The organism is Xanthomonas sp. NCPPB 3583 (assembly GCF_041475715.2).
Lineage (GTDB): Bacteria > Pseudomonadota > Gammaproteobacteria > Xanthomonadales > Xanthomonadaceae > Xanthomonas > Xanthomonas euvesicatoria.
In genome coordinates this window covers 2,757,276-2,772,767 of sequence record NZ_CM191263.1, presented here as the reverse complement: position 1 = coordinate 2,772,767, position 15,492 = coordinate 2,757,276, and the positions used below count along the sequence as shown (strand labels likewise).

General features: G+C 65.6%; 14 protein-coding genes and 1 other RNA gene. 6 read left to right on the top strand and 9 right to left on the bottom strand.

Annotated elements, in window-relative coordinates:
• Positions 1-8 precede the first annotated feature (8 nt).
• Positions 9-983, top strand: a complete 975-nt coding sequence (locus ACCQ07_RS12260; RefSeq protein WP_218556057.1) for a TraB/GumN family protein — start codon at positions 9-11, stop codon at positions 981-983.
• Positions 984-1,036: 53 nt separating this feature from the next.
• Here the strand turns inward: ACCQ07_RS12260 and ACCQ07_RS12255 are convergent.
• The 4 genes from ACCQ07_RS12255 to gluQRS form a co-directional block, all read right to left on the bottom strand.
• A non-coding RNA gene (locus tag ACCQ07_RS12255) (sX9 sRNA) lies at positions 1,037-1,111 on the bottom strand.
• Positions 1,112-1,169: 58 nt separating this feature from the next.
• A complete protein-coding gene (gene phaR / locus ACCQ07_RS12250; RefSeq protein WP_014090373.1) occupies positions 1,170-1,745 on the bottom strand; it encodes a polyhydroxyalkanoate synthesis repressor PhaR in 576 nt (191 codons plus the stop codon).
• A gap of 160 nt (positions 1,746-1,905) precedes the next feature.
• Positions 1,906-2,646 (bottom strand): beta-ketoacyl-ACP reductase, encoded by a 741-nt coding sequence (locus ACCQ07_RS12245; protein WP_014090372.1) that lies wholly within the window; start codon positions 2,644-2,646, stop codon positions 1,906-1,908.
• An 82-nt stretch (positions 2,647-2,728) separates the two neighbouring features.
• A complete protein-coding gene (gene gluQRS, locus ACCQ07_RS12240) occupies positions 2,729-3,628 on the bottom strand; it encodes a tRNA glutamyl-Q(34) synthetase GluQRS (RefSeq protein WP_277573909.1) in 900 nt (299 codons plus the stop codon).
• Positions 3,629-3,725: 97 nt separating this feature from the next.
• Here gluQRS and htpX point away from each other — a divergent pair, with 97 nt between their 5' ends.
• Positions 3,726-4,604, top strand: coding sequence for a protease HtpX (htpX, locus tag ACCQ07_RS12235; protein ID WP_014090370.1), 879 nt, complete (start codon positions 3,726-3,728; stop codon positions 4,602-4,604).
• Between the two features lie 99 nt (positions 4,605-4,703).
• Here htpX and ACCQ07_RS12230 read toward each other — a convergent pair whose 3' ends face one another.
• The 3 genes from ACCQ07_RS12230 to ACCQ07_RS12220 all read right to left on the bottom strand — a co-directional run bounded on the left by ACCQ07_RS12230 (position 4,704) and on the right by ACCQ07_RS12220 (position 8,716).
• Complete coding sequence (locus tag ACCQ07_RS12230; RefSeq protein ID WP_008576147.1) at positions 4,704-6,773, bottom strand: GGDEF/EAL domain-containing response regulator; 2,070 nt, start codon at positions 6,771-6,773, stop codon at positions 4,704-4,706.
• 216 nt (positions 6,774-6,989) lie between these two features.
• Complete coding sequence (locus tag ACCQ07_RS12225) at positions 6,990-8,171, bottom strand: BaiN/RdsA family NAD(P)/FAD-dependent oxidoreductase (protein ID WP_071117772.1); 1,182 nt, start codon at positions 8,169-8,171, stop codon at positions 6,990-6,992.
• A complete protein-coding gene (locus ACCQ07_RS12220) occupies positions 8,168-8,716 on the bottom strand; it encodes a YaeQ family protein (protein WP_008576151.1) in 549 nt (182 codons plus the stop codon). Before ACCQ07_RS12220 ends, ACCQ07_RS12225 begins: the two co-directional genes overlap by 4 nt.
• Before the next feature lie 552 nt (positions 8,717-9,268).
• Here ACCQ07_RS12220 and ACCQ07_RS12215 point away from each other — a divergent pair.
• Together ACCQ07_RS12215 and ACCQ07_RS12210 are read left to right on the top strand one after the other, a co-directional pair.
• The gene (locus tag ACCQ07_RS12215) at positions 9,269-9,478 is read left to right on the top strand and encodes a cold-shock protein (RefSeq protein WP_008576153.1); all 210 of its coding nucleotides are present in this window, start codon (positions 9,269-9,271) and stop codon (positions 9,476-9,478) included.
• A 170-nt stretch (positions 9,479-9,648) separates the two neighbouring features.
• The gene (locus tag ACCQ07_RS12210; protein WP_136732639.1) at positions 9,649-10,347 is read left to right on the top strand and encodes a glutathione S-transferase family protein; all 699 of its coding nucleotides are present in this window, start codon (positions 9,649-9,651) and stop codon (positions 10,345-10,347) included.
• 215 nt (positions 10,348-10,562) lie between these two features.
• On the opposite strand, the gene ACCQ07_RS12205 is transcribed toward ACCQ07_RS12210, so the two are convergent.
• Entirely contained in the window at positions 10,563-11,438 is an 876-nt protein-coding gene (locus tag ACCQ07_RS12205; protein WP_136732638.1) for an alpha/beta hydrolase, read from the bottom strand.
• A gap of 280 nt (positions 11,439-11,718) precedes the next feature.
• Here ACCQ07_RS12205 and ACCQ07_RS12200 point away from each other — a divergent pair, with 280 nt between their 5' ends.
• Together ACCQ07_RS12200 and ACCQ07_RS12195 are read left to right on the top strand one after the other, a co-directional pair.
• Entirely contained in the window at positions 11,719-13,275 is a 1,557-nt protein-coding gene (locus ACCQ07_RS12200; protein WP_372363361.1) for a protein adenylyltransferase SelO, read from the top strand.
• Between the two features lie 93 nt (positions 13,276-13,368).
• Positions 13,369-13,929 carry an adenine phosphoribosyltransferase gene (locus ACCQ07_RS12195; RefSeq protein WP_014090366.1) on the top strand — a complete coding sequence of 187 codons (561 nt, stop codon included), beginning with the start codon at positions 13,369-13,371 and terminating at the stop codon, positions 13,927-13,929.
• A 101-nt stretch (positions 13,930-14,030) separates the two neighbouring features.
• Here the strand turns inward: ACCQ07_RS12195 and dbpA are convergent, their stop codons facing one another.
• Positions 14,031-15,407, bottom strand: a complete 1,377-nt coding sequence (gene dbpA / locus ACCQ07_RS12190; protein WP_372163876.1) for an ATP-dependent RNA helicase DbpA — start codon at positions 15,405-15,407, stop codon at positions 14,031-14,033.
• Positions 15,408-15,492 lie beyond the last annotated feature (85 nt).

The window sequence follows — 15,492 nt, the reverse complement described above, 5'->3', positions numbered from 1 at the left end:
GAAGCCTGGTGACCGGGCGACGGACCACGTTGACGCGCCAGCGGATTGCCACCTGGTGCAGCGGCGCGCTGCTTGGCCTGGCCTTGTGGAGCGGCGCGCTCGTACCGGTGTGGGCGCGCGGTGCCGGCGACGCGCCGGCAGGCCCGCCGGTGCCGCTGCTGTGGAAGGTCGATGGGAAGGGCGGCACGCTGTATCTGCTGGGCTCGTTTCATGTGCTCAAGGCCAGCGACTACCCGCTATCGCCGGATGTGATGCAGGCCTTCGCCAAGGCCGACCGTCTGCTGTTCGAATTGCCGCCTGACGATGCGCAATCGCCCGAGCTGGCCAGTCGCATGCTGCAGGCGGCGCGGCGCACCGACGGGCGTACGCTGCAGGACACGCTGGATGCGAAGACCTGGCAGGCGCTGAGCGCCTACGCGCGCAAGTACGGCATGTCGCTGGCGAGCCTGCAGCCGCTCGAGCCCTGGTTCGTGGCGCTGACGATCAGCCTGGCGGAGATGACCCGGCAAGGCATGGACCCGAACGCGGGGCTGGACCATTACCTGATGGAACAGGCGCAGGCGCGCGGCAAACCGGCCGACGGCCTGGAGCGCGCCGCCGAGCAAATCGCCTTGCTCGACGGCATGTCGCCGACCGAGCAGCATCAGTTGCTGGAAGAGTCGCTGGACGAGGCCGATGCCACCGACCAGCTACGCCAGCTGCATGCAGCCTGGCGTAATGGCGATGTGCATACGCTGTCCACGCAGATGGCCGAAGACATGCGCCGCCAGTATCCGGCGCTGTATCAGGACATCAATGTCGAGCGCAATGCGCGCTGGGTGCCGCGGCTGGAGCAGCGGCTCGGCAAGGGCGGCGGAACCACGCTGGTGGTGGTCGGTGCGCTGCATTTGCTGGGCAATGACGGGGTAGTAGAGCGTCTGCGTGCGCGCGGCTACCACGTGGAGCGGATCTGCTCTGCCTGCACAACGCAGGCCGGCCACTGATTGGCTGCGCCTGGGAGCGTGGGGCTCCTGGCGCAGCGTTCGATATCTCAAGCGGTCGACATCACACCGCGACCAGCCGTCAGCTGGCATGGCCGGCGCAGCGGAGCAGGGGTGTCCGAGTAGCACCTGAGGATGCCGGTACCGGCCGCACCTGCCTGGCGGCTGCGCAATGGCGTGTTGTCGCTATTAGCCGCGGTTGCGGGCCTTGCCGGTCGTGCCGTGATTGCCACCGGCCGAGCCATGCGTGCCGGTCCCCATCGGGCCGCTGCCCAGGCCGCTCGACCCAGGCGGGCTCGGCGGTGTGCCCGGGCCACCCGGGCGGCCGAAGCCGGCGCCGAAGTTGCGCTGGAACTCCTGCCACAACTCCAGGTTGCGCTCGGTCAGCTGGTTCATCATCGCCCACGGGGTCTGCCCGAGCAGGTTGCCCATCTGCTGACGGAACTGCTGCTGCTGATCCAGGAACACCTGCATGCTGCGCTCCAGGTAATTGCCCATGAAGCCCTGCAGCGAGTCGCCATAAAACCGGATGATCTGGCTCAGCAACTGGGTGGAGAGCATCGGCTCGCCGTCCTGCTCGCGGTCGGCGATGATCTGCAGCAGCACTGCGCGGCTGAGGTCCTCGCCGCTCTTGGCATCGCGTACTTCGAATTCTTCGCCATCGATGATCAATTGGCGCACATCTTCGATGGTGATGTAGCTGGAGATTTCCGTGTCGTAGAGACGGCGATTGGGATACTTCTTGATGATGCGAAGTCCGGCCATGGAACGTTCACCCACACTGATAGTGCGCGCAGGATGGCGCACCGCAGCAGCGCTTGCAACAGCCAAAAGGCCTTATTTGCTCAAGCGGACACATTAAAAATGTTGCGCAGCATGGTTTTTTGAGCAAAATCCATGCTGCACCGCAAAGTTGCAGCAAACGTTACCAGCCCATGTGGTGGCCGCCGTTGATGTCCAGATTCGAGCCGGTGATCCAGGCAGCCTCTTCCGCAACCAGAAACGCCACCGCGTAGGCGATCTCTTCCGGACGGCCCAGGCGTCCGGTGGGGATATCGGCCACGATCTTGGCGCGCACTTCTTCCGGAACGGCCATCACCATGTCGGTGGCCACATAACCGGGCGAGACCGTGTTGACGGTGACCCCGAATGCCGCGTTCTCGCGCGCCAGCGAGATGGTGAAGCCGTGCATGCCAGCCTTGGCGGCGGCGTAGTTGGCCTGGCCATACTGGCCCTTGAGCCCGTTGATCGAGCTGATCTGGATCACCCGGCCCCAGCCGCGTTTACGCATGCCCTCGATCACCGGGCGGGTCACGTTGAAGACCGAATTGAGGTTGGTGTTGATGACCTCGTGCCACTGCTCGGCACTCATGCGGTGGAAGGTGGTGTCGCGGGTGATGCCGGCGTTGTTGACCAACACCTCGACCGGCCCCAGCGATGATTCGACGTCTTCCACCAGCGCGCGCGCATGCTCGGACGAGGCGACATCGCCGCGAAACAGCGCGACCTCGTACCCTTGCGCCTGCATGCGCTGCTGCCAGTCGCGTGCCTTTTCTTCGTTGCGGAAGTTGCTGGCGACCCGGTGGCCCTGGTCGGCCAGGCGCTTGCAGATGGCAGTACCGATACCGCCGGTGCCGCCGGTGACCAATGCGACGCGAGATGTCATGACGACTCCAATCAACAAGTGAGGCTGAGGGCGATTCGGGTGCGGGACTGCTGCGCCCGGACGCCGGTGCTGGGCCGCAATTCTAGTCACGCTGGAGGCCGGATGCGCGCGCATCGAGGCCCAGCTGGCGTTGGCGTGGAAGCAGCCGTGGCGAAAAATGCTGCACGGCGTGCTGCAGCAGGGTTTCCACGGCTGCACGCCGCGGCAGCGCGTCGGCCTGTTGGCCCAAGGCGACCCAGGCGGCGTGCAGGGCCGGCAGTGGATCGGCGTCGTCCAGTGCGGGTGCATCGTGTGACTTGGACAGCTTGCGGCCGTCGCGATCCAGCATCAGCGGCAGGTGCAGGTAGCGCGGCTGCGGCAGGCCCAGTGCGCGCTGCAGCACCATCTGGCGCGGGGTGGAGTCGAGCAGGTCGGCGCCGCGCACCACATCGGTGATGCCCTGCGCCGCATCGTCCACCACCACTGCCAGTTGGTACGCCCAATACCCGTCGGCGCGGCGCAGCACCACATCGCCCACCTCGGCGTAGACATCCTGCAGCACCGGTCCTTGCAAGGCGTCCTCGAAGCCGACCGGCGATTGCGGCGGCACCCGCAGGCGCACCGCACGGCGCTCGCCCAATGGCGCGAGGCAGGCGTGGTGGATGCCGCCCATGCCGGCCAGATCGGCCCGGCTGCAGCTGCATTCGAATGCCTGGCCGGATTCCAGCAGCTGAGTGATAGCGTCGGTGTAGGCCGCATCGCGCTCGGACTGCCGCATCACCGGCAGGTCCGAGTGCAGCCCGAATGCGGCCAGCGTGCGCAGCTGACGTTCGCTGGCGCCGGGTTCGGCACGCGGCGGGTCGATGTCTTCGATGCGTACGCACCACTGCCCACCGGCATGCCGGGCCAGCAGCCAGCTGCCGAATGCAGCCAGCAGGGAGCCGAAGTGCAGGGGGCCGGTGGGCGAGGGCGCGAAGCGGCCGAGATAAGGGGGCGATGGCATGGGCAGCTGAATCGTCGGTCAGGTGCTTGCTTGATTTCAAGCCGCAACACCCGCAGATCCGCACCAGTTCACCCCGCATCCGTGGAGCCATCGCGCCATGTTCAACCGCATTTTCCTGTTCCTGCTGACCAATCTTGCGGTGCTGATGCTCGCCGGCATCGTCATGTCGTTGCTGGGCGTCAATCCCGCGCAGATGAGTGGCCTGTTGGTGATGGCCGCCATCTTCGGTTTCGGCGGCTCGTTCATTTCCTTGCTGCTGTCCAAGTTCATGGCCAAGCGCAGCACCGGTGCGCAGGTCATCACCGAGCCGCGCACGCCGACCGAGCGCTGGTTGCTGGAGACCGTGCGCCGCCAGGCCCAGGCTGCCGGCATCGGCATGCCGGAAGTAGCGGTCTACGACGGCCCGGAAATCAACGCGTTCGCCACCGGCGCCAACCGCAACAACGCCCTGGTGGCGGTGTCCACCGGCCTGCTGCAGAACATGGACCAGGATGAAGCCGAGGCGGTGCTTGGCCACGAGATCGCCCACGTGGCCAACGGCGATATGGTCACCATGGCGCTGCTGCAGGGCGTCCTCAATACCTTCGTGATCGTGCTCGCCCGCGTGGTCGGCGGCATTATCGACAGCGCCTTGTCGGGCAACCGCGATGGCGGTCGTGGCTTTGCGTACTACATCATCGTGTTCGCGCTGGAGATGGTGTTCGGCCTGTTCGCGACCATGATTGCGATGTGGTTCTCGCGGCGCCGCGAATTCCGCGCCGATGCCGGTGGCGCGCAGTTGGCCGGCCGCAGCAAGATGATCGCTGCACTGGAGCGGCTGTCGCTCAACCATGGCCAGAACACCTTGCCCTCGCAAGTGCAGGCGTTCGGCATCTCCGGTGGGGTGGGTGAGGGCTTGCGCCGGCTGTTCCTGAGCCATCCGCCGCTCACCGAGCGCATCGCTGCACTGCGCGCCGCCAGCGGTAGTGCAATGTAAGGGGGCGGATCTCCGGCTGCCTGGCAGACAACAAAAAACCCGCGCAGTGCGGGTTTTTTGTTGCTTAGCGAGGTTGCGAACGAGCGGGCGCGCCGGCTTTCAGCCGAACTCGTAATTCATCAATGGCCCGGTCGGTGCCACGAAATCGCCCTGGACGTAGTCCACTCCGGCACTGAAGAAGCTGCTCATCGACTGCGCATCGGCGACGAACTCGGCCATTGTCAGAATGCCGGCCGGCTGCGCCCGCGAGGTGATTTCGCGAATCTTTTCCTGGCTCTCCCGCGCCGAGGCGATGTCGCCGGTGATGCCGCGATCCAGTTTGAGGAAGGCCGGGTGGAAATGCGCCAGCAACTGGAACGAATCCAGGCCCGAGCCGAACTGCTCCAGCCCAACCTTGCAATCCATCGCCGACACCGCAGCCAGGAACTGCTGCGCGTTGCGCAGGTGCGTAAACACCTTCGACTCCGGCGTCTGCAGCCACAGCCGTTCGCCGGGGACGCCGTAGACCGCCAATTGCTCGCGGATGGTGTCGATCATCTGCGGGTCCGAGAACGAGTTCGGCCCGATGCGTACCAGTAGATGGGTCTTGTGCCCGGCACGTTGGCGTTCGCCCAGTTGCCGGATGGCCCGCGCCACCACCCAGCGGTCGATTTCGGTGACCAGGTCGTGCTCTTCGGCGATGGCCATGAACGCGTTCGGCGACATCATTTCGCCGTTGCGTTCCAGGCGCAGGAAGGCCTGGTACAACTCCAGCGGCTCGCCTTGCAGGTTGAGCACCGGCTGGTAATGCAACAGGAAACCGTCGCCGACCAGCGCTTCGCGCAGCTGCTCGACCCAACGTTCGATGCGTTCTTCTTCGGCCCGATCCGCCGCAGCCGGGTCGTAGATGCTGACCGCGTTGCCACCGAGCTCGGCAGTAGTGCGCACCGCCTCGGTGCCGCGATTGAGTACCTGGCCGATGCTGGCGATCTTTTCGCCGATCTGCACGCCGCCGATGCTGACCGTCACCGTGGCCGAGCGCGTCCCCACGCTGACCACGTGCTGCGCGAACGCATTGCGCACGGTTTCGGCCAGCGCATGCGTGCGCGCGTAATTTCCATTCAACAGCAGGGCGAAACTGTGTTCGCCGAAGCGCGCGGCCAATACGCTGTCGTCCAGCACGCTCGCCACGTGCGCGGCAAGCGCAGCAATCAGCGCATCTGCCGAATCCAGCCCGAACTCGGGCAGGATGCGTGCGTAGTGATCCGGCTCGATCAACAGGAAGCCGGATTGGCCCTCGCTGCGGCCGGCCTGTGCCACGGCCTGTTCCAGCGCCACCATGAAGGTGGGGCGATTGAGCAGGCCGGTGACCTGGTCGCGCTGGCGCAAGTCTTCGACTTCGCGCGCCAGTTCCGGGTCGAACTCCTCGCGGCGCCGGAACACCACCTGGATGCACGGCTCGCCTTCATAGGTGGCGGTGGCGAACTCCATCGTGGCCGGGAAGGTGTCGCCTTCCACGCGGCGTGCATCGAGCTTGTACTGTGCCGGCGGCGGTTCGCCCTTGGACATCGCCTTGAGCAGTTGCTTGAAATCGTCGACGTACTGCGCGGCGATCATGTCCAGCAGCGAGATGCCTTCGACATCGTCGAACGACTCGAAGCCGAACATTTCCAGATAGGCATCGTTGGCACGGATATGCATGCCTTCATGCACGTAGGCGATCGGGTCGCGCGAAGATGCGATGAGTGCGTCGCAGCGGCGCTCGGTCTCGCGCATCTGCGCCTCGATGCGGCGCAGTCCGCGGCGGGCCTGCAGGTCGTCCCACTCCGAGCGCACCAGTGCAAGCAAATGCGCGGGGCGGTGGCGCAATGCGATGGCGCGCACCCCGTGCGAAGCGGCCTCGACCAGGGCGTTTTCTTCGATCCGCTCGGCCAGCAAGATGATCGGGATGTCCTTGCCGCTGCCCGCAATCTGGGTCTGCAAGGCGCTCATGGGGATCTGCTGCGCCTGACCCAAGATGGCCAGATCGATCTGGCCCGACAGCATGCTGGCCAGTTCCTCCTGGCTTTGCGGTCGCGATGGACGCACCGCAATGCCGCCATTGCGCAGCGCGGTGACGATGGTCTCCGCACTCTCCACGCTGTCGTCGACGATCATCAGGCGGAGGGTGAGATCTTTGCCTTTTTGCATGCGCGGCTCCCTAGAGACGGGCTTTAATACACGAAGGGGTTTGGCACGTCCATGTGTGTGGAGCATGCCGCATCAAGTGTGAGACGTAGAACAATATTTGCGCTTGGAGGATGCCTTCTGGCGCGCATCGACCGTTTTCACTGCGTGCTGTCCATGCCGCGACAGCGCGTTCAAGGCGCCTGACCTGATCGGTGGGCGAGCCCCCCGCCATCGCCGTTACGCCACGCTCCCCGCTGCATGGCCGGACGCCCACGCCCACTGAAAGTTGTAACCGCCCAGCCAGCCGGTGACATCCAGCACCTCGCCGACAAAGTACAGGCCTGCCACCAGGCGCGACTCCATGGTCGCACTGGAGACCTGTTGGGTATCGACCCCGCCCAGGGTGACTTCAGCTGTCCGATAGCCTTCGGTGCCGCTGGCGATCAGCGGAAAGCTGCCGAGCAGCTCGGCGGCGGCTGTCAGCTGCGGCGGATCCAGCTGACGCACCGGCTTGTCTGGCAGCCAGAGCTCGCACAAGCGTTGCGCAAACCGTTTCGGTAGCACGTCGGCCAGCACGTTGCGCAGCTCGGTGGCGCCGCGTTGCTGCTTTTGTTCGCGCAGCCACGTCGCTGCATCGCGACCGGGCAGCAGATCCAGCCGCAAATCGTCACCCGGCTGCCAATACGAGGAAATCTGCAGGATCGCCGGGCCGCTGACCCCACGATGGGTGAGCAGCATGGAATTGCGAAAGCTGACTCCGTTGCACTGCGCCTGGACCGGCAACGCCAGCCCGGACAACGCTTGCAGACGCTCCTGATGCTTGCCGCTCAATGTGAGTGGCACCAGCCCGGCGCGGGTGGGCAGCAGCGCATGGCCGAACTGCTTGGCCAGGGTATAGCCGAAGCCGCTGGCCCCCATGCTGGGAATCGACAGCCCCCCGGTCGCCACGATCAACGACTGCGGCTGCACGGCCCCCTGGCTGGTCTGGACCTGGAAGCCGTCGCTGCCGCGCTGGACCGACAGCACGTCGCACTGGGTGCGGATCTGCACGCCGGCCGCATCGCATTCGTCCAGCAGCATGCGCACGATCTGCTTGGAGGAGATGTCGCAGAACAACTGGCCCAGCTCTTTCTCGTGATAGGCGATGGCATGCCGTTCGACCATCTCCACAAAATCCGCCGGGCTGTAGCGCGCCAGGGCGGATTTGCAGAAATGCCGATTGGCCGAAATGAAGTTGCCAGGCGTGGTGCCGGTGTTGGTGAAATTGCAACGCCCGCCACCGGACATCAGGATCTTCTTGCCGACCTTGTTGGCATGATCGATCACCACCACCTTGCGGCCACGCTGGCCGGCAGTGAAGGCGCTCATCAGCCCGGCAGCGCCGGCGCCGATGACCAGCACGTCGCAACGCATGCTCATTCGGCCGGGGCTTGCCGCACCATCGGGGTCAGGGTGACGCTGCCGTGGTCGGCCAGCATCTGCACTTCGCCGTCCTGGATGATCACGTCGAACCGCATGCCGCGCTGGATCAGTGCGCCCAGCGCTTCGGTGGCCTGCGAGTCGAGCTCGATCACGCGCAGATTGCGGTACCGGCCCATGGCGTTGGCGTGCTTTTTCCACCAGGTTTCGGTGGCCTGGCCGCCGTAGCCGATGACCACCGCCTGGCGCGAGCGGTTGCAGGCCTTGCGCACGCGGCTTTCGTCCGGCTGGCCGAGGTCGATCCACAGATCCGGGTCGCCGGTGTAGTCGCGCCGCCATAGGTCCGGCTCGTCGTCGTTGCTGAGGCCACGGCCGAATTCCAGACGATCGTCGGCAAATAGCGCGAACGCCAGCAGCCGCACCATCAGGCGCTCGTCGGTCTCGGAAGGGTGCTGGGCCAGGGTCAGCGAATGGTTGGCGTAATAGCCGCGGTCCATGTCGCTGATCTGAAGTTCCGCCCTGCGGACGGTGGCGGTGAGGGCCATCAGGATGCCGGTTGCAAAGGGCGCCTATGATACGCGGCCGGTTCATGCGCCGGGTGTTGCCCGCATCTGGCAGAGGTGCGTCGTCGGCCGGGCCTGGGCTGGCTGACAGCTGGATGGTGCGAGCAAGGGCAGGGTGGGCTTGGCTCAGAGGCCGGTTGGCTGCAAGGGCCACGGCGGGGCGACAGGCGCTGAGGCGCGGTCCAGGACGTCGCGGACCATGGCCGGGCAGGTGTCGTTAACGGCCCCCATGATCTGCGCAGCTGTGGGGGCGTCAGGCAGTGGCATCCGGTCAATTGGGATGGGGACAGTCCCGACAGGCCGTCGGATTGGACCTGACTGCAAAAGATTTGACGCAGGGTGTCGCTTTTTGCAGAAAACACGAGTACTGTGCACGCACTGTGTTTGCAAGGGTCACCGTGAATCGTGGCCTGGTGCAGCCGGATCGTTACAGATCTCGCTTCATCGTTCCGCTTTACCAACGCCTGCAACTCAGTCTCAGCTCCGGCTTTTCGGACGCTGCGATTTATCCATCAATAGTTCAGGAGTTAGTAAATGTCAGAGCGTCAGAGCGGTACCGTGAAGTGGTTCAACGATGCCAAGGGCTTCGGCTTCATCACCCCGGAAAGCGGCCCGGACCTGTTCGTGCACTTCCGCGCCATCCAGGGCACCGGCTTCAAGTCGCTGCAGGAAGGCCAGAAGGTCACCTTCGTCGCCGTGCAGGGCCAGAAGGGCATGCAGGCTGACCAGGTGCAGGCGGTCTAATCCGCCTGCAACCTTAGGGTTGCCAAAAACGCCGGTCGCGCAAGCGGCTGGCGTTTTTTATTGCCTGCAAGATAGGCGGCCAGCCTCGTTGGCGCGTCACCAGGCGCTGCTTGCGCACAGCGACGACGCCTGGATCGGTAGGATGTGCGCTTTCCGCGCGCAGCCATCCCATGATCACTGTCCACCATCTCAATAATTCCCGTTCCCAGCGCGTGCTGTGGCTGCTGGAAGAACTGGCGCTGCCTTACCAGATCGTGCGCCATGAACGCGACCCCAAGACCATGCTGGCGCCGCCGGCGCTGCGCGCGATCCATCCGCTGGGCAAATCGCCGGTGCTGGTCGATGGCGATCTGGTGGTGGCCGAATCTGGGGCGATCCTGGAGTACCTAACCGAGCGCTACGACACCGAGTGCGCGCTGTCGCCATCGCCGCGGCCGCTGGATTCGCCCGAGCGCCTGCAGTTTCGCTATTGGATGCATTACGCCGAAGGCTCGGCGATGCCGCCGTTGCTGATGACGCTGATCTTCGGTCGCATCCGCAGCGCGCCGATGCCGTTCTTCGCCAAGCCCATCGCACGTGCGATCGTGGACAAGGCGATGTCGGGCTTCGTCGGGCCGCAGCTCACCTTGCATCTGGACTGGATGGAGCAGTCGTTGCAGGCCGGCAACTGGTTCGCTGGCGAACGCTTCACCGCCGCCGACATCCAGATGAGCTTCCCCGTACAGGCGGCGGCCGCACGCGGCGGCGGTCTGGAGAACTACCCGCGTTTGCACGCGTTTCTGGAACGGATCCAAGCGCGTCCGGCGTATCAGGCTGCGCTGAAGAAAGGCGGCCCGTTCGAGCTGATGGGAAGCAAGCCGGCCAAGTGACGGCAGCGGAGAGTAGGGAGAGCGGGGTGCGGGTGTAGGTGGTCGGGACTGTTTTACGCCCGCTGTCTGCTGCTACGACATGGCGTCTCTCATCGCGATGTATTCCGCTCATTCCGGATCCGAATGGCACCCAGCGACACCGACGTCGGTATCGCTGCCCATCAGCCCTTCGCAGCAGTCACTCAATCCCCAGCGACGTCAGGGCGGATTGCGCTTCAAGGCACCCGGCACTGGCGCACAAACCGCAGCGTATCGTTCAGCACCTGCGAGCGCTCCGGCGATTTGCGCAGCGCCAGCAGGATGCCGAGATGGCCCATGCCGGGGTAGACCTTCAGTTCGGCACTGCCGCCTTCGCGCTTGAGCGCCTGCTGCAGCGAGATGCTGTTCTGTAGTTCGACCACGCGGTCGGCATCGCCATGCAGCAGCAACATGGGCGGTTCGTCGCCGCCGACGTAACGCACCGGTTGCGATTGCCGTTGCGCTGCCGGCGCATCGCCGAAAATTTCGACCAATTCGGGATCGGTCATCGGCATGAAGTCGTACGGCCCGGCCAGGCCCACCACGCCGCACAACTGGTGAGGTTTGAGGCCTTGCGCCTGCAGCCAGCGGGCATCGGTGCCAAGCAACGCGGCCATATGCGCGCCTGCCGAATGACCCATCACCGCGAGGCGATTCGGGTTGCCGCCGTACTCGTGCGCGTGGCGGTAGCTCCATGCGGTGGCGCCTGCCGCGTCGGACATGAAACCGTGTAATCCGACCTGCGGATACTTGCGGTAGTCGGCCACCATCGCCACCACGCCCTGGCGCGCAAGTGCGCGCCCCACCCAGCGATAGTTGGCGCGTGAACCGCGCTTCCAGGTGCCGCCGTAGAAGAACACCACCACTGGCGCGTCGACTGCGCCGCGCGGCTGGTAGACATCCAGCGCCAGGCCGTGCGCGGAATCGAACACCTGGTCGCGATGCTCGACGATGCCCGATCGGCTGGATGCGGCATTGATGCCACCAAAAAAGACGCTGCTGCAGGCCGTCATGGTCAACGAACCGAGCAACAGGAGGGCAGGACGGAACCAGCGGGAAGCGCGCGAGGGCATGGGCAATATCGGTACGGGGGCAGGAAGGGGGGTGGGGACCAGGGACGAACGCAACAGGCCGGCAAGTGCAGACCAGAGAGTGGCGTCCCGGCAACGTTCGCCTCTGTCTGGTTCGCATCTGATCGGCAGCCGGCGGCTATTAGCGGCTATCGCACGTCGCAAGCATGTGCAGGACGAGCCCGCTCGGCACGCGCCAAGCGAGTGAAGATACGGTACGCACGCAGCGCCGGATGCGGCTTCGCCATGTCAGGTTCACTGCCGGTGGCCTAGGCTTGCCGGCATGACACATTTGCACTTCGATAATCGTCTGCGTCAGCAGCTGCCCGCCGACCCGGAAGAGGGGGCACGCCGGCGCGAGGTGGGCGCGGCCTGGTCGTCTGTCTTGCCGACGCCGGTCGCCGCTCCGTACCTGATCGCGCATTCGGCGGAGATGGCGCAGGTGCTGGGCCTGGAGGCGGCCGAGATCGCCAGTGCGCAGTTCGCCCAGGTGTTCGGCGGCAACGCGCTGTACCCGGGAATGCAGCCTTGGGCGGTCAACTACGGTGGGCATCAATTCGGGCATTGGGCCGGACAGCTTGGCGACGGGCGGGCGATTTCGCTGGGCGAGGCGATCGGAACCGACGGTGGGCGCTACGAATTGCAGCTCAAGGGTGCCGGCCCGACGCCGTATTCCCGCGGTGCCGATGGGCGCGCCGTGTTGCGCTCGTCGATCCGCGAATTCCTGTGCAGCGAGGCCATGCATCATCTGGGCGTGCCGACCACGCGTGCGTTGAGCCTGGTCGGCACTGGTGAGGCGGTGGTGCGCGACATGTTCTACGACGGCCACCCGCAGCGCGAGCCGGGCGCGATCGTGTGCCGGGTGGCGCCTTCGTTCATCCGTTTCGGCAACTTCGAATTGCCCAGCGCACGCGGCGATATCGCATTGCTGAAGCAGTGGGTGGATTTCACCATCGCCCGCGATTTCCCGGCGTTGGCCGGTGCCGGCGACGCGCTCTACGCCGACTGGTTTGCGCAGGTCTGCGAGCGTACCGCGGTGATGGTGGCGCACTGGATGCGGGTCGGGTTCGTGCATGGGGTGATGAATACCGACAACATGTCGATCCTCGGTCTGACCATCGACTACGGCCCGTATGGCTGGGTCGACGACTATGACCCGGACTGGACGCCCAACACCACCGACGCGCAGGGGCGGCGCTATCGCTTCGGCACCCAGCCACAAGTGGCCTACTGGAACCTGGGCCGGCTTGCCCAGGCGCTGGCGCCGCTGTTTGCCGACCAGGCCCTGCTGCAATATGGGCTGGATCGTTTTCGCGATACCTACCTGGCGTGCGACCGGCGCGACACCGCCGCCAAGCTGGGCTTGGCAGAGTGTCGCGACGAGGATCTGCAGCTGATCGACGCGCTGCGCGCCCTGATGCGCGAATCCGAGATGGACATGACGCTGACCTTCCGTGGGCTCATCGACCTGTCGCCCGAACATCCGGACCCCGCGCAGCTGCGCGACGCCTTTTACGACGAAGACAAACGCCTGGCGGATGCGCCGCAGCTGCAGCAATGGCTGCAGCGCTATGCCGCGCGCCTGCAGCAGGATCCGCTGTCGCCGGAAGAGCGGCGCGCGCGCATGCGCCTGGCCAACCCGCGCTATGTGTTGCGCAATTATCTGGCGCAGCAGGCGATCGACCGTGCCGAGCAGGGTGACCCGTCCGGGGTGCGGGAGTTGCTGGAACTCATGCGCCGCCCTTACGACGATCAGCCCGGGCGCGACGCCTTTGCGGCGCGGCGGCCGGACTGGGCACGCGATCGCGCCGGGTGTTCGATGCTGTCGTGCAGTTCCTGACGCGCTCAGATGCAGGTATGCCGTAAATCCGTCGTGGATGGCGTGCGCAGCCTAGAATAGACGAACCCCACCGGCCACCACGCCACCGCCCTCATGACTGACTGCAGCCGCTGCGCCGGCACCACGACTTCCGGACCCAACCATTGGTCGGAGCGGATTCGCGACATCGCCGATTTCCCCAAGCCGGGCATCGTCTTCAAGGACATTACCCCGTTGCTGTCGGACGGCCCGGATTTCGCCTCTGCGCTGGACGAAATGGCGCAGCCGTGGCGCACCACGCCGCTGGATGCGGTGCTGGGTATCGAGGCGCGCGGTTTCATTCTGGGCGCTGCCCTGGCGCGCGAACTGCGGACCGGCTTCGTGCCGGTGCGCAAGCCGGGCAAGCTGCCGGGGCGCACGCTGATCCAGGAATATGCGCTGGAGTACGGCACCGATCGCATCGAAATGCATGAGGATGCGCTGCCACGCGGGGCGCGCGTACTGATTGTCGACGACGTGCTGGCCACCGGCGGCACGCTGCGTGCGGCCTTGGGGCTTGCTGCCCAACTCGAACTGGAAGTCGTTGGCGCAGCCGTGCTGGTGGAGTTGCAGGTGCTGCAGGGTCGCCAGAAATGGGCGAACGATGTGCCGCTGTTGGCGACACTTTCTTACTGAGTCCAAGCGCTGGAAGCGACCCAGGGTGCGTGGACGTGCGCGCTTCCAGGGTTGCTCCTGCTGAAATATAGGCCGCCGGCACAATGCCGGCCGCGCTGCGTTCAGAGCTTGCTGACCCGAAACCGGCGTCCCTTGATCTTGCCTGCGTGCAGATGTGCCAGCGCCTTGGCGACCTGCGCGCGGGCAATGGCCACGTAGGAGCGGGTAGGGTAGATGGCGATCTTGCCGATTGCCGCGCCCGAGAGCCCGGCTTCGCCAGTCAGGGCGCCCAGGATGTCGCCGGCACGCAGCTTGTCGGTCTTGCCGCCATCGATGCGCAAGGTGGTCATTGCCGCCTGCGGCAGTTGCGCCGGGCGCGCGGTGGCCAGTGGCGCACGCGACCACTTCAAGGGTTGGCCCTGTTCGGCTTCCAGTGCCTGCGCGCGGGCAGTTTCGCGCGGGGCGACCAGGCTCAGCGCCAGTCCATGCTTGCCGGCACGTGCGGTACGGCCAATGCGATGGCGGTAGGTCTCGGTATCGGTGGGCAGCTCGTAGTTGACCACCGCCGAGAGGTCTTCCACGTCCAGCCCGCGAGCGGCCACGTCGCTGGCCACCAGCACGTTGCAGCTGCGGTTGACGAAGCGCACCAGCACTTCGTCACGGTCGCGCTGTTCCATGTCGCCGTGCAGCGCGAGTGCGGAGAAGCCGAACTCCTGCAGCGAGCCAGCCACCTCGTCCACTTCCTTGCGGGTATTGCAGAACACCACGCTGGACTCGGGATTGAAACGCAGCAGCAGGCCGGCAACGGCCTTTTGCCGATAGGTCGGGTCGACCTCGAAGAACTGCTGATCGATCTCCGGTGCGCTATCGGCGCCTTCCACCGTGATCTCAACCGGCTCCTTCAACAGCTCGCGTGCAAGCGCGCGGATACTGTCCGGGAACGTGGCCGAAAACAGCAGGCTTTGGCGGTGTTTGTCGCAACGGCTGGCAATCTCGCGGATGGGTTCTTCGAAGCCCATGTCGAGCATGCGGTCGGCCTCGTCCAACACCAGCGTGCGCACGCCGCCCAGATGCAGGGCGCGTTTGCGGGCCAGTTCCTGGATGCGACCGGGCGTGCCCACCACCACTTGCGGGTCGTGCGCGTCCAGCGAGGCCAATTGCGGGCCCAGCGGCATGCCGCCGGTGAGCACCACCAGCTTCATGTTGGGAATGCCGGTGGCGAGCTTGCGCAGCTGCTTGCCGACCTGGTCGGCCAATTCGCGGGTGGGGCAGAGCACCAGCGCCTGTGCGCGGGTCACTGCAGGGTCGAGCTTTTGCAGCAGGCCAAGCCCGAACGCGGCGGTCTTGCCGCTGCCGGTCGGCGCCTGGGCGATGACATCGAGCCCCTGCAGGATCGGCGGCAGGCTTTGCGCCTGGATGGGAGTGAGGACGGTGTAGCCAAGGGCGTCGATGCCGGGGGCCAGGGCCGGCGACAGCGGCAGCGCGGAGAATTCGTTCATGGCGCATTTTAGCCCGGGATTGGGGAGTAGGGATTCGGGATTCGTCACCGTGACAGCGTGCGCTTTTGCCAATCCCGAATCCCCA